The following is a 13,402-nucleotide window of genomic DNA, read 5'->3' on the forward strand; positions in this document are numbered from 1 at the left end:
AATCCCCGCACCGTTCGCGGGGCCCTCCTTCGCCAACCCATGAGGAACACCCATGTCCCGGTTCACCCGCGCGCGTCGCCGGACGCTCGTCGCAACCGCCGCCGCCGCGGCCCTCGCCCTCGTCCTCGGCGGCTGTTCGTCGGGCGACGACGGCAAGGAGACGTCCGGCGCGTCCGGGAAGAGCGGCGGGGCGTTCCCCGTCTCCGTCAGGAGCGCACTCGGCACCGCGGAGATCAAGAAGCAGCCCGAGCGCGTCGTCACGCTCGGTCAGGGGTCGGCGGAGACCGCCATCGCCCTGGGCCACACCCCGGTCGGCATCGAGAGCTACGAGTGGGGAAGCGACAGGACGGGCTACCTGCCCTGGATCCACGAGGCGGTGAAGAAGCGGGGCGAGAAGCTGCCGACCCAGTTCAAGGGCGGCGAGGACATCGACTTCGAGGCCATCACGGAGCTGGAGCCGGATGTCATCCTGGCCCCGTGGTCCGGGATCACGCAGAAGCAGTACGACATCCTCAAGGACATCGCCCCCACCGTCGCCTACCCCGACCTGGCGTGGAGCACCGACTGGGACCAGCAGATCGACATCATCGCGAAGGCGCTGGGGCAGCCCGACGACGGGAAGAAGCTCATCGCGCAGGTCGAGAAGCGGCTGTCCGACGCGGCGGCGACCCGGCCGGACTACAAGAAGTACACGTTCTCCTACATCTACACCTCCGGCCCCGGCACCCTCGGTGTGTTCAAGCCGGAGGAGCAGCGCGTCAAGATGGTCTCCTCGCTCGGCCTCACCGTCGACCCGGTGGTCAACACCTTCAAGGAGACCAAGGGCACCGACTCGGCCCTCATCGGCCTGGAGAGCGCCGAGAAGCTGAAGGACAGCACCTTGGTCTTCACCTTCTACACCGATGACAAGACCCGCAAGGAGATCGAGGCGCAGCCGCTGTACGCGGCGATCCCCGCGGTCAGGAGCGGCGCCGTGGTCGCGAGCAAGGACAACTCCTTCGTCACGGCCTCCTCGATCATCAACCCGCTCACCGTTCCGTGGGTGATCGACCGCTACCTGCCGCTGATCGACAAGGCCGTCGAGGCCGCCGACGGCGCCCGGGGCTGACCGGCACACAGATGGCCGCCACCACCCACGCACCGTCGAGCGGTGTCGGCGCCTCACGGACCGGCGCCGCCCGACGGGCGTTCTCCGTCGTCCTCGCACTCGCCCTGCTCCTGCTCGCCGTGGTCGCGAGCGTCATGTTCGGCAGCCGGACCACCTCGTTCGACGACGTGCTGCACGTCGTCTCCGGAACCGCCGATCCGAATGTCACCGCCGTCGTCGAGAGCCGGTACCCGAGGACCGCGCTCGGGATGCTCGCCGGTCTCTGCCTGGCGGTCGCGGGCACGCTCATGCAGGGCGTGACCCGCAATCCGCTGGCCGAACCCGGCCTGCTCGGCATCAACGCCGGCGCCTGCGCGAGCATCGTCACCGCGACGGCCTTCCTGGGGGCGTCGGGCAGCACGGACACCATGTGGTGGGCGCTGCCCGGCGCGCTGGTCGCGGGTCTGCTGGTCCACACGATCGGCTCGGCGGGCCCGGGCGGCGGGCTGGTGCGGCTGGTGCTCGCCGGTGCGGTGCTCTCCGCCGTGCTCATGGCGTACATCCAGGCTGTCACGCTGAGCAGGCCGCAGGTCTTCGACAGCTACCGGTACTGGGTCGTCGGAGCGCTCGGAGGCCGGGACTTCGACGTGTTCTGGTCGGTCGTGCCGTTCGCGGCGGCCGGTCTGCTGATCGCTGCGCTGTCGGGCCCCGCGCTCAACACGCTCGCTCTCGGCGACTCGGCGGCGACGTCCCTCGGGGCGAATCCGGCCCTGGTGCGGGCGGGCGGGCTGCTCTCGGCGACGCTGCTCGGCGCCGCGGCGACGGCAGCGGTCGGTCCGATCGCCTTCGTCGGCCTGGCCGTACCGCACGTGGTGCGGGCGCTGGTGGGTGTCGACTTCCGTCTGCGGATCGCCATGTCGGCGCTGGTCGGCCCGGCACTGCTGCTCCTCGCGGATGTCGTGGGCCGGGTGGTGATGCGACCGCAGGAGTTGATGGTCGGCGTGGTGACCGCGTTCCTCGGGGCGCCGGCGCTGCTCGTCGCCGTACGCAGGATGAGAAGTGACGCGAGATGAGAAGCGACACGGTATGAGGGGCGACACGGGATGAGGAGGAACGCATGACGTCGCGGCGGACGGGTTCTCGTCCCGCGTCACCTCGGGTGCTGCTGAGGGTCGGCCGGGGCCTGGCGCTTCCGGTGCGCCGGGTGTCGGTGGTGACGGCTCTTGTGCTGTTCGTACTCCTCGCGGCGGCAGCCGTGGCCACGCTGTCGCTGGGCCGGCTGGGCATCGCGCTGCCCGATCTGGCCGGGGCGGTGACCGGTGGAGCCGAGGGAAGGAACGCGTTCGTCCTGGAGCGGCTCCGCGGGCCGCGCCTCACGGTCGCGGTGGGCACGGGCGGGGCGCTCGGGCTGTCCGGGGCGCTGTTCCAGTCCGTCACCCGCAATCCGCTCGGCAGCCCCGACGTGATCGGCCTGGCGTCCGGCGCCGGCGCGGGTGCGGCGATCGCGGCGCTGCTGTTCCCGGACACCGTGCCGGTGGGGCTCGGCGCGCTGCTCGGCGCCGTGCTCGCCATGGTGCTGGTGTACGTGTCGACCGGTACCGGATTCCGCAACCCCGCCCGGCTCGTCATCGCCGGGATCGGGGTGGCCGCGATGGGTACGGCGATCACCCAGTACGTCGTCTACGCCATGGAACGCGACCGGGCCGCGGTACTCACCGCCTATGTGAACGGCAGTCTGTCGGCACGGTCCTGGGACGATGCCGGCACCATCTGGCTTGTCCTGCTGGCGGCGGCCCCGCTCACCGCCCTGGTCTCCCGGCGGCTGTCCGTCGGGGAGATGGGGGACGACATCGCGGGCGCGCTCGGCTCCGAGCCCCGCGGCACGAAGACGGTCGCCGTGGTGCTCGCGATCGTGCTCTCGGCGGGCGCCGTCGCCGTCGCCGGGCCCATCGCCTTCATCTCGCTGACGGCCCCGCAGATCGCCAAGCGGATCACCCGGGTCCCCGGCCCTCATCTGGCGCTCTCGATGCTGACGGGGGCGCTGCTCCTGGTGCTCGCGGATCTCTGCTCCCAGCAGCTGCCGCTGTTCGACAACCTTCCCGTCGGCATCTACACGATGGCCATCGGGGGCGTGTACCTCGGCTGGCTGCTGGTGCGGGAGTGGCGCCGGGGAGCCCTGTGACGGAGCTCGCGGGCCGCCGCACGCCGGTGCGCGGCGACGGATGTTCCGGGCGGCCCGTCGCCCCGCACCGGCCGGAACCGAAAAACCGGAACCGAAAGGTCTGAGCCGAAAAGCCGGTGCCGGAAGACCGGTGCCGGAAGACCGGAGCTGAAAGGCCGGGGCGACGGGCCGATACTGGAGGGGATGGACTGGTTCACCGCAGACGGGTACTGGCTCAGCCGGCTGATCTTCCAACGCGCGCTCGCCGGTGTCTATCTGTTCGCCTTCCTCACCGCCGCGCTCCAGTTCCGGGCGCTGATCGGTGAACGGGGCATGCTGCCCGTCCCCGACTTCCTGCGGCGCACGGACTGGCGCAGTGCGCCCGGCCTGTTCCGCCTCCACTACTCCGACCGGTTCTTCGCCCTGGTCGCCTGGACGGGCTGCGCGCTGGCCGCGGCCCTCCTCGTGGGCGCTGACGCGTATCTGCCGCTCTGGGCCGCGATGATCCTCTGGGCGCTGCCGTGGGCGCTGTACCTGTCGGTCGTCCAGGTCGGGCAGACCTGGTACGGCTTCGGCTGGGAGTCGTTGCTGCTGGAGACCGGCTTCCTCGCGGTGTTCCTCGGCAACGCGCACACGGCTCCGCCGGTTCTGGTGCTGTGGCTGCTGCGCTGGGTGCTGTTCCGGGTGGAGTTCGGTGCCGGGCTGATCAAGATCCGGGGCGACGCGTGCTGGCGCGAGCTGACCTGCCTGTACTTCCACCACGAGACCCAGCCGATGCCAGGACCGCTGAGCTGGTTCTTCCACCATCTGCCGAAACCCGTCCACCGGGCCGAGGTGGCGGCGAACCACGTCACCCAGCTCCTGGTCCCGGTGCTGCTCTTCACCCCCCAGCCGGTGGCGAGCGTCGCCGCGGGGCTGATGGTCGTCACCCAGTTGTGGCTGGTCGCCTCGGGAAACTTCGCCTGGCTGAACTGGCTGACGATCACGCTCGCCCTGTCCGCCGTCGACTGGTCGTTGTTCTCGGAGCCTCCGGCGCAGGCCGCGCCGCCGCTCTGGTACGAGATCGTCGTGATCGCGGTCGTCGCGCTGGTGGTGTTCCTCAGCTACCGGCCGGCTCGCAACCTGGTCTCCCGCCGCCAGGTGATGAACCGGTCGTTCGACCCGTTGCACCTGGTCAACACCTACGGCGCGTTCGGCAGCATCAGCCGGGTCCGGCTGGAGGTCGTGGTCGAGGGGACGGACGAGCCGGCACTCCACGAGGACACGGTGTGGCGGGAGTACGGGTTCCGCGGCAAGCCGGGCGATCCGTGCAGGCTCCCCCGCCAGTTCGCCCCCTACCATCTGCGGCTCGACTGGCTCATGTGGTTCGCGGCCCTCTCCCCCGCCTACGCGGGCCCCTGGTTCGGCCCGTTCGTGGAACGGCTGCTGGAGAACGACCGGGACACCCTGCGGCTGCTGCGTCACAATCCGTTCCCCGATGCCCCGCCCACGCATGTCCGCGCACGGCTGTACCGCTACCGGTTCACGACCTGGCGCGAGCTGCGTGCCACCGGACGCTGGTGGCACCGGACGTATGTACGGGACTTCATGCCACCCGTCGCGCTCGGCCCCTCCCGGGCGGGACGGACCGGGCGGGCCTGAGAGCCTGTCGGGTGGCCGCTGACCGGGCGGCCACCCGACAGGCTCCGAGCGCGGCCGGCCGATCCGTCGTGCGGCGGGGCCTCACTTGGACTCCTCGCGGGCCCGCAGCAGCCGGGTGATCTGCCGGACGAGTTCGTCGTCGCTGGTGACCGCCTTGCCGGAGACCAGCGCGCCGAGGCGTTCGGCGGTCTGGAAGTCGTAGGCGCGCTCCACCTCCGAACCGGGGACCTTGTCGTACTCGTCGGCCGCACGGAATCCGACCGTCAGGTTCACCACCTTCGCGATGATCCAGGTGAGGACGAAGGAGAACGCGATCACCGCGACGATCGCGACGACCTGCTTGCCCAGCAGCCCCCAGCCGCCGCCCTCGAAGAGCCCCTTCTTCCCGCTGATCCGGGCGGTGGCGAACAGACCGACCATGATCAGCCCGACCAGTCCGCCGACGCCGTGCACCCCGACCACGTCGAGCGTGTCGTCCACGCCGACGCGGTACTTGAGCGTGATCGCGTAGGCGCAGACCGCCCCGACGACGAGCCCGGTGACGACCGCGCCGAGCGTGTCGATCTCGCCGCAGGCCGGCGTGATGGCCACCATGCCCGCCACCGCCGAGGAGACGACGCCCATGGTGGTGACCCGGCCGGTGCGCCACTTCTCGACCAGCGGCCAGGTGATCATCGCGCCCGCGGCGCCGAGCTGGGTGTTGATGAACGCGGCGGCCGCCGTTCCCCGGTCGGCCAGCGCGGATCCGGAGTTGAAGCCGAACCAGCCGAACCAGAGCAGGCCCACGCCGATCACGACGAGCGGGATGTTGTTGGGCCGCTCCTCCCGTCGGGCGAAGTCCCTCGGCGCCCGCAGCACCAGTGCGACCGCGAGCCCCGCGACGCCGGAGTTGAGTTCCACCGGCAGACCACCGGCGAAGTCGAGGGCGCCGAGGTGCTTCACGATCCAGCCGTCCTTGTCGAACACCCAGTGCGCCAGCGGGACGTACACGATCAGCAGCCACAGCACGACGAAGACCAGCCAGCCCTTCATCGTTGCGCGGTCCGCGATCGCACCGCTGATCAGAGCCACGGTGATGATCGCGAAGCCCATCTGGAACGTGCTGTAGACGTAGGTGGGGATGTGGCCGGACAGCGTGGTGAGTCCGATGTCGTGCATGAAGACATGGTCGAGATTGCCGATGAGTCCCAGGCCGCCGACGTCGGGGCCGAACGCCAGGCTGTAACCGAGCACCCACCACAGGAGCGTCCCGAAGGCGAGCGCGGCGAAGCTCATCTTGATCATCATCAGGATGTGCCGGGTGCGCACCATGCCGCCGTAGAAGAACGCCAGTCCCGGCGTCATCAGCAGCACCATGGCGGTGGAGGCGAGCAGCCAGGCGGTGTCCCCGGAGTCGTACGCGGCCGGCATCGGCGCGGGAGCGGTGTTCATCGGCGGTACCTCGTCGGTGTGGGGGCGGGTCGGTGGCCGGTCTACGGTTTGCGCAGGCCCGGGGCCTGATGGCCGGTGAGCAGCAGGTGCGCGGAGCACCGGGCGGCGTCCTGGGCGGCGGCGACCCGCACCGGGTCGTCGGCCAGGAACCGGACCCAGGCGCCGCAGTCGTGGGGCAGCACGCTGACGCCGTACAGGACGCCGAGTCCGGCGAGGGCCTCGTGCAGGGTGTCGGCCAGTTCGTCGGGGGGCACGCGGTCGGTGACGACGAACAGCGAGCCGACGTGGTCGTGCCCGGCGAACACCCCCGGTCCCAGCACGCCGCGGGGCCGCCCCGGCGCGCCGGGAACCAGGCGCATCGTGTCGATGACCAGGAGGGTCCCGTCGGGCCTGGCGATCCGCAGGTCCGTGGTGAGGACCCGGTAGTCGTGGTGCTCCCCCCGGGCGAGCCGCCCGGAGGTGACGGTGTCGCCGACCAGCAGGGTGGCGCCCTGCGCGACCACGGCCTCGGTGCGCTGGTGGAACCGCGCGTCCCGGAACAGGATCAGCGGGTCGGGCAGGTACTCGGCATAGGCACCCGCCTCCGCCGCGATGTGGACGCGCTGGGTCGCGTAGTCGTGCTCCATGCGGAAGACCTTGGTGGCCGCCTGGGTGGTCAGGTGCACCTCGGTGTCCGGTCCGCAGTGGAAGTCCATCCGGTAGCGGTCGGCCTGGGCGATGCCGCCGCCGGTCGCCATCAGGTAGACGTAGCTCATGGCGGGCATGGCGGGGTCGATCCACAGCGGTCGCATGATCTGCAACGGGGTCTTCTGGTAGCGCTCGACGAGTTCGGTGCGCCCGCCCCGGACCGCGAAGGCCAGATCGAGGATGCCGACCTTGGCCGGGGAACCCGGGGCGAGCGTGTCGGGTACGGAGGCCAGGGCCGCCACGTCCGGCGGGACGCGGGGCACGGTGTAGTACGCGGGCGCGAGCCGGTCGGGGGCGGTCCGGGGCAGGGCTGGGGGCACGTCAGATCAGCACCTTGCGACGCGACTCCAGGAAGAGCGCGATGTCGTCGATGCCGATGCCGGTCAGGCAGTCGGTGAGCACGACGGGACCGTCGCCGCGGACCCGGTGGGCGTCGGACTCCATGACGTCGATGTCGGTGCGCACGTACTTCGCGATGTCGATCTTGTTGATGACGAGCAGGTCGGAGTCGGTGATGCCCGGACCGCGCTTGCGGGGCATCTTCTCGCCCTCGGCCGTGTCCAGGACGAAGAGGAAGAGATCGACGAGCGCGGGACTGAAGGTGAGGGTGAGGTTGTCGCCGCCGGACTCGTAGAGGAGTGTGTCGGTGTCGGGGAACCGCTCCAGCAGCTCGGCACCGGCCGCCAGGTTCATCGTGGGGTCGTCGCGCACCGCGGTGTGCGGGCAGGCCCCCGTCTCCACCCCGACGATCCGGTCCGGTGCGAGGACTCCGTCCAGGGTACGGCGGATGTGCTGGGCGTCCTCCTGCGTGTAGATGTCGTTGGTGACGACGCAGGGCCGGTGGCCGCGTTCGATCAGTACGGGGACGAGCGCCTCGATGAGCGCGGTCTTGCCGGATCCCACCGGACCGCCGACGCCTACCCGCAGAACCTTGTCGTCCATGGTGCTGGTGCTCCTTCGATGTGTACGTGGTGGATGGATTCAGCTGGCGAAGAGCCGTGCGTCGGCGCGCTCGTGACGGCACGACATGATGTCGGAGGCGAACACGGTGGCTCCGACGTCGTCGAGTTCGCGGCGCAGCGCCTCCTCGACGACCGCCTCGATGACGGGCGCCGTGCCGTGCAGCAGGATCTGTGCGCCCCGGTGATCGGTGAGCCGCAGCCTCAGTGCCGCGCCCGCGAAACTGGCGCAGAAGGCGAACAGGTCCGAGGCGACGGCCTGCGCCACCGGCACCCCGGTCGCCGCGTGGACGATCCCGGCGGCCACCGCCTGGGTGCCTGGCGCCTGGCTGCGTACGACGCGTGCGAAGTAGTCGTCGATCTCCGGGTGCCCGAAGACCTCCCGGGCGAGGTCGAGGAGCTGCCGCCCGGTGCGGGTGGCGGCCCGGCGCATCTCCCGGCCCAGCTTGGTGGCGTACAGGTGCCGGTCGATCTCGACGACGGTCTCCGGATCGCCCGCGCCGATGGCCCGGTGGGCGAGCGCGAGCGCGGTGGCGTCGGCGGGGCCGACGCCGTTGCGCAGCAGGTCCTCCAGCAGCAGACGCAGGGTACCGGCCTCGACCGCACCGGCCTGGGCGAAGCCCTCCAGGCTGTGCGACAGCGTGTAGAAGCCGCTGGGGAAGGCCGAGTCGGTCAGTTGGAGGCTGACCAGCAGCGGACCGAGCCCGGGCTCGGGTGCGGGCTCGCGAGACCCCGGTCCGGTGACGGTCCTCGCGGCCGGCGGACCCGCCGGGCCCGCCGGGCGGGCTTTCTCGTCCCGGTACATGGCGGCTAGACCAGGAAGTACAGGTGGTTGAGGGGAAGTTCCTCGGCCGGGTCGATGGTGGCGACCTTGCCGTCGAGGGTGACCTTGAACGTCTCCGGGTCGACCTCGACCTTCGGCAGCGCGTTGTTGCGGATCATGTTGTGCTTGCCGATCGTCCTGGTTCGGCTGACGGGCAGGACCATGCGTTCCAGACCGAGTTCGGCCGGTACTCCGGCGGCGATGCCCGCCTGGGACATGAAGGTGGCGTGGGTGGCCTGGATCGCCTTGCCGTACTGCCCGAACATCGGGCGGTAGATCACCGGCTGCGGGGTGGGGAGTGAGGCGTTGGGGTCGCCCATCTGCGCCCAGGAGATGATGCCCCCCTTGATCACCATCTTCGGCTTGGCCGCGAAGGAGTGGATCGGCCAGAGCACGATGTCGGCGAGTTTGCCCTTCTCGATCGAGCCGATGTGGTCGGAGATGCCGGTGGCGATGGCGGGGTTGATGGTGACCTTCGCCAGGTAGCGCAGCACTCGCTGGTTGTCGTTGCGGGCGCTGTCGCCCTCCATGACGCCCAGTTTGTCCTTGCAGTGGTGGGCGGTCTGGAAGCACCGGGTGACGGACTCCCCGACCCGGCCCATGGCCTGGGAATCGGAGGAGAACATGCTGATCACGCCGAGGTCGTGGAGGACCGTCTCGGCGGCGATGGTCTCGGCGCGGACCCGGCTGTCGGCGAAGGAGACGTCCTCGGGGATGTCGTGGCTGAGGTGATGGCAGACCATGACCATGTCGAGCAGTTCGTCGACCGAGTTCTTGGTGTACGGCAGCGTCGGGTTGGTGGAGGACGGGAGCACGTTGGGCTCGCCGGTGACCCGCAGGATGTCCGGGGCGTGGCCGCCGCCCGCGCCCTCGCTGTGGAAGGTGTGGATGGTGCGGCCGTCGATGGCGGACCGGGTGTCCTCGAAGAATCCGCTCTCGTTCAAGGTGTCGGTGTGGATGGCGACCTGGATGTCGTGACGGTCCGCCACCTTGAGCGCGTTGTCGATCACGGCGGGGGTGGCACCCCAGTCCTCGTGGACCTTGAGTGCGCAGGCTCCCGCCACGACCTGTTCGTCCAGGGCCTCCGGCAGGCTGCCGTTGCCCTTGCCCATGATGCCGAGGTTGACCGGGAAGGTCTCGGCCGCCTGGAGGAACCGGGCGATGTTGTACGGGCCCGGCGTGCAGGTGGTGCCGTTGGTGCCGTCGGACGGGCCGGTGCCGCCGCCGATGAGGGTGGTGATGCCGTTGGTCAGTGCCTGCTCGGCCTGTTGCGGCGCGATCAGGTGGACGTGGCTGTCGATGGCGCCCGCGGTGGCGATGAGGTGCTCACCGGCGATGGCCTCGGTGCCGGGCCCGATGACCAGATCCGGGTCGACGTTGTTCTGGGTCTGCGGGTTGCCGGACTTGCCGATGCCCGCGATGAACCCGTCCTTGATGCCGATGTCGCACTTGACGATGCCGGCGATCGGGTCGATGACCACGACGTTGGTGATGACGGTGTCCAGTGCGCCCTGGCAACTGGTGGCCTGCGGGTCGGAGGCCATGCCGTCCCGCATCGTCTTCCCGCCTCCGTAGAGGACCTCGTCCCCGTACTGGCCCTCGCTGAAGTCCTTCTCGACCTCGACGACGAGGTTGGTGTCGCCGAGGTGGAAGCGGTCGCCGACCGTCGGACCGAACATGTCGGTGTACTGCTTGCGCGGCAGGATGGGCATCAGCGCGACCCCTTCTTCTTCACCTTGGACTTCTTCGGTTCGCCGGCGGCCCCGGCCGAGGCCGCGTCGGTGTTCTTGGACTTCCTGGACTTCTTGCGGCCCGGGGCGTACGCGTCGGCCCCCTCGAAACCCTGCTCGATCGCCTTGCGCACGGCCTCGACCTTCGCCGGGTGGGAGGCGAGACTGCCGTTGAGCAGTCCGCTGAAGCCGACGAGACGCCCCGTGCCGGCGTACGTGCACAGCTCCACCTCGCGCGAACCCCCGGGTTCGATGCGTACGGAGGTGCCGGCGGGAATGTTGAGGTGCATGCCGAGCGTCTGCTGGCGGTCGAACGACAGCGCCGAGTTGACCTCGAAGAAGTGGTAATGCGAACCGATCTGGACCGCCCGGTCGCCGGTGTTGGTGACGGTGAGCCCGACCGTGCGGCGACCGGCGTTGATCTCGACAGGGTCCTTGCCGTAGAGGTATTTCTGACGGAACGTCATGAATTGCTCCTGGTGACTCGGCCCGCACCGCGGGCATGCGGGTGATGGTGCGCGTGCGGATGTCCGTGACCGCGGCCGTGGTCGTGGTCGTGCCCGTCGCCCTGCGGACGGGGGTGGGAGTGGGTATGCCCCGCGCCCGGCGGGTGCGCGTGGGAGTGGCCCTCACCGACCGCGTGGGAGTGGGCGTGGCCGTGGTCGTCGGCGGCGGACAGGCCGGAGTCGATGCCGTCGTCGCCGTGCTCGGCCCACCGCCGTTCGGCGTCCGCCACGCGCTCGGCGAGGATCCGGGCCAGCGCGGCGGGCGATACCGGCGGACCGGCGCACTCGACGCCCGCGTCCGGGACGCCGGGCAGGTCCGGCAGGGCGAACGCCGCGGGAAGCAGCACCACGTGGGAGGCACCGAGCAACCGGCAGCGCCGCACCCCCTCGACCGGATCCGGGTCTCCGCGGCCGAAGGCGACCTCGACCACCGGATGGCTGCCGTACCGGCGTACCAGGCTCGCCACCCGGTACAGCTCGGCGTCCTCGAACGGGTCGCCCGAGGGGGCCGTGACGAGCAGTGCGGCGGTGGCGGGGACCCGGACTGCGGCGGCCCGCAGCCAGGCGATCAGATGCTGCGGGGTGCCGAAGGGTTCGGCGAGCAGGGTCCCGGCGCGTTCGGCTGCGGGCAGTGCGCGCAGGGTGCGGGCGGCATCCGCGACGAGTCCCGGTTCACGGCCCAGCGTCATCGGGACCACACAGCAGCGCTCGCCCGCGCGCCGTGCCGCGACGACGCGGCGGTAGAGCTCGCGGCCGCGGGTCACCACGGTCACCGCCGGGGCGACCGCGCCGCGCAGCGCGGCGCCGTTCGCGGCCTCGTGGCCGCACACCGCGATCACCCGGGATGCGTCGGACACGGGTTCAGCCGCCGATGGGGTCGTGGCAGGACACCAGCTTGGTGCCGTCCATGAAGGACGCCTCGACCTGGAGCAGCCCGAGCATCTCCCGGACGCCGGGCATGGTGTCGTCCTCACCGACGACATGACGGCCGAGTTCCATGCAGTCGGCGACGCTCCTGCCGTCCCGGGCCGCTTCCAGGATCGCCTCGGTGATCAGTGCCACGGACTCGCTGTAGTTGAGTTTGAGGCCGCGGCCCTGACGCTTGCGGGCCAGGTCGGCCACCACGTACACGAGCAGTTTGTCGATCTCGCGAGGTGCGAGGTTCATCGTCGGTCCCTTCATCGGAAGGTGCGGGGAAGGAGGCGGAAAGGAGGGGAACGCGCGGGTGGGTCAGTCGCTCGGGCGGAACCTCGGCAGCAGCGGGACGGCTGCCATGAGTGCCCAGGTCGTGAGGATGAACGGCCAGGTGAAGGTGTGGCCGCCGAACGGTTTGAAGAACGAGGTCAGCGAAGCCGTCAGACCGGTGCTGGCAGCGGCGCCGAACAGGGCGTAGGCCCCGTTCCAGACGGTGGGGCCGAGGAAGACCGCGCCCACGGCGATACCGACCAGGACGGCGTTGTACCCGTAGATGCCCTCGGCGATCAGCGCCGTGGGGGCGCCGAGCGCCCAGGCCGCGAGGATGCCCATGGCGCTGCCGCCCGCCGCGAAGAACACGACGCGCCAGCCGGAGCACGCCAGACCGACGAGCATGATGAGCCCGACGTACCAGTCGCCGACCAGGAAGATCTGCGACACGTTGCTGAAGAAGGCGTGCCACAGGTCGTTCCAGGACATGCCGGTGTCGCCGCTGGTGGTACTGGCGACGGCCCGCGGCGCGCCGTGCCAGATCCGCGCGAAGGACGGCGCGCCCAGCACCATGACGCCGGAGACCAGGCAGAACGGCGCGGTGAGCGCGGTCAGCCCGTAGGGCTTGAGCAGCGTCGTCAGGGTGGCCGTGAGCAGGGTGCACATGATCGCGCCGATGACGGTGAGTACATAGGTGGCGGGGTGGTGTCCGAGCGAGGTGACCAGGGCGATACCGGTGAGGCAGCCGCTGTAGCCCTGGAGTCCGAGGGCGATGCCACGGCGGTCGGCGCCGAGCACGCAGGCGGTCGCGGTGGAGATCAGCGTGCCGAGGCTGGCGAACAGTCCGATCTGCCAGCCCGCCGCCCAGAGCCCGGCGAGGATGAGCGCCCCCGTCCAGATTCCGGGCTGGAGGTCCACCTGTCCGACGCCGCGCACGGAGGCCAGCAGATAGCCGATCGGCCGGCGGCTCTCCAGCCTGCGGATGACGTCCGGTTCCGCGACGGGCACAACGGTCTCCAACGGTAGTGAGGACGGTCGCCCCCGCGCGCACTGCGGACAACCGGGGAGTCACTGACGCCCTGGCGGGCGACAGGGGCGGCCTCCGCAAATCGTTACCGTCATCCACACACGTGGTGTGCGTCTTTTCCTGCTGGGAGGCCCTCCGCTGCCCCATTGGAGTCCTGTTGGGGCC

The 13,402-nt window shown here is 70.5% G+C and carries 13 protein-coding genes; 4 read left to right on the top strand and 9 right to left on the bottom strand.

The features are described 5' to 3' along the window. Positions 1 to 52: 52 nt before the first annotated feature. The 4 genes from ACF1CT_RS18475 (at position 53) to ACF1CT_RS18490 (ending at position 4,889) form a co-directional block, all read left to right on the top strand. Positions 53 to 1,108 carry an iron-siderophore ABC transporter substrate-binding protein gene (locus ACF1CT_RS18475; RefSeq protein WP_391784913.1) on the top strand — a complete coding sequence of 352 codons (1,056 nt, stop codon included), beginning with the start codon at positions 53 to 55 and terminating at the stop codon, positions 1,106 to 1,108. Between the two features lie 11 nt (positions 1,109 to 1,119). After that, entirely contained in the window at positions 1,120 to 2,160 is a 1,041-nt protein-coding gene (locus tag ACF1CT_RS18480; RefSeq protein ID WP_391784914.1) for a FecCD family ABC transporter permease, read from the top strand. Positions 2,161 to 2,204: 44 nt separating this feature from the next. Then, positions 2,205 to 3,269 carry a FecCD family ABC transporter permease gene (locus ACF1CT_RS18485; RefSeq protein WP_391784915.1) on the top strand — a complete coding sequence of 355 codons (1,065 nt, stop codon included), beginning with the start codon at positions 2,205 to 2,207 and terminating at the stop codon, positions 3,267 to 3,269. Between the two features lie 183 nt (positions 3,270 to 3,452). After that, entirely contained in the window at positions 3,453 to 4,889 is a 1,437-nt protein-coding gene (locus tag ACF1CT_RS18490; protein WP_391784916.1) for a lipase maturation factor family protein, read from the top strand. A gap of 81 nt (positions 4,890 to 4,970) precedes the next feature. On the opposite strand, the gene ACF1CT_RS18495 is transcribed toward ACF1CT_RS18490, so the two are convergent. From ACF1CT_RS18495 to ACF1CT_RS18535, 9 genes are all read right to left on the bottom strand, one after another. Then, entirely contained in the window at positions 4,971 to 6,320 is a 1,350-nt protein-coding gene (locus ACF1CT_RS18495) for an ammonium transporter (RefSeq protein ID WP_391784917.1), read from the bottom strand. Between the two features lie 41 nt (positions 6,321 to 6,361). Next, the gene (locus ACF1CT_RS18500) at positions 6,362 to 7,327 is read right to left on the bottom strand and encodes an urease accessory protein UreD (RefSeq protein WP_391784918.1); all 966 of its coding nucleotides are present in this window, start codon (positions 7,325 to 7,327) and stop codon (positions 6,362 to 6,364) included. Between the two features lies 1 nt (position 7,328). Further along, positions 7,329 to 7,949, bottom strand: a complete 621-nt coding sequence (gene ureG, locus ACF1CT_RS18505) for an urease accessory protein UreG (RefSeq protein WP_391784919.1) — start codon at positions 7,947 to 7,949, stop codon at positions 7,329 to 7,331. Positions 7,950 to 7,988: 39 nt separating this feature from the next. Then, positions 7,989 to 8,771 (bottom strand): urease accessory protein UreF, encoded by a 783-nt coding sequence (locus ACF1CT_RS18510; protein WP_391784920.1) that lies wholly within the window; start codon positions 8,769 to 8,771, stop codon positions 7,989 to 7,991. 5 nt (positions 8,772 to 8,776) lie between these two features. Then, positions 8,777 to 10,501 carry an urease subunit alpha gene (gene ureC, locus ACF1CT_RS18515; RefSeq protein ID WP_391784921.1) on the bottom strand — a complete coding sequence of 575 codons (1,725 nt, stop codon included), beginning with the start codon at positions 10,499 to 10,501 and terminating at the stop codon, positions 8,777 to 8,779. Beyond that, positions 10,501 to 10,986, bottom strand: coding sequence for an urease subunit beta (locus ACF1CT_RS18520; RefSeq protein WP_391784922.1), 486 nt, complete (start codon positions 10,984 to 10,986; stop codon positions 10,501 to 10,503). Before ACF1CT_RS18520 ends, ureC begins: the two co-directional genes overlap by 1 nt. Further along, the gene (locus tag ACF1CT_RS18525) at positions 10,983 to 11,882 is read right to left on the bottom strand and encodes a cobalamin biosynthesis protein CbiX (RefSeq protein WP_391784923.1); all 900 of its coding nucleotides are present in this window, start codon (positions 11,880 to 11,882) and stop codon (positions 10,983 to 10,985) included. The genes ACF1CT_RS18520 and ACF1CT_RS18525 overlap by 4 nt, the downstream gene beginning before the upstream one ends. Positions 11,883 to 11,886: 4 nt before the next feature. Continuing rightward, complete coding sequence (locus tag ACF1CT_RS18530; RefSeq protein ID WP_391784924.1) at positions 11,887 to 12,192, bottom strand: urease subunit gamma; 306 nt, start codon at positions 12,190 to 12,192, stop codon at positions 11,887 to 11,889. A gap of 63 nt (positions 12,193 to 12,255) precedes the next feature. Continuing rightward, positions 12,256 to 13,218: an urea transporter gene (locus ACF1CT_RS18535; RefSeq protein WP_391784925.1), complete on the bottom strand. Its 963-nt coding sequence runs from the start codon at positions 13,216 to 13,218 to the stop codon at positions 12,256 to 12,258. Between the last annotated feature and the right edge of the window lie 184 nt (positions 13,219 to 13,402).

It is taken from the genome of Streptomyces sp. NPDC014734 (assembly GCF_043083325.1).
GTDB lineage: Bacteria > Actinomycetota > Actinomycetes > Streptomycetales > Streptomycetaceae > Streptomyces.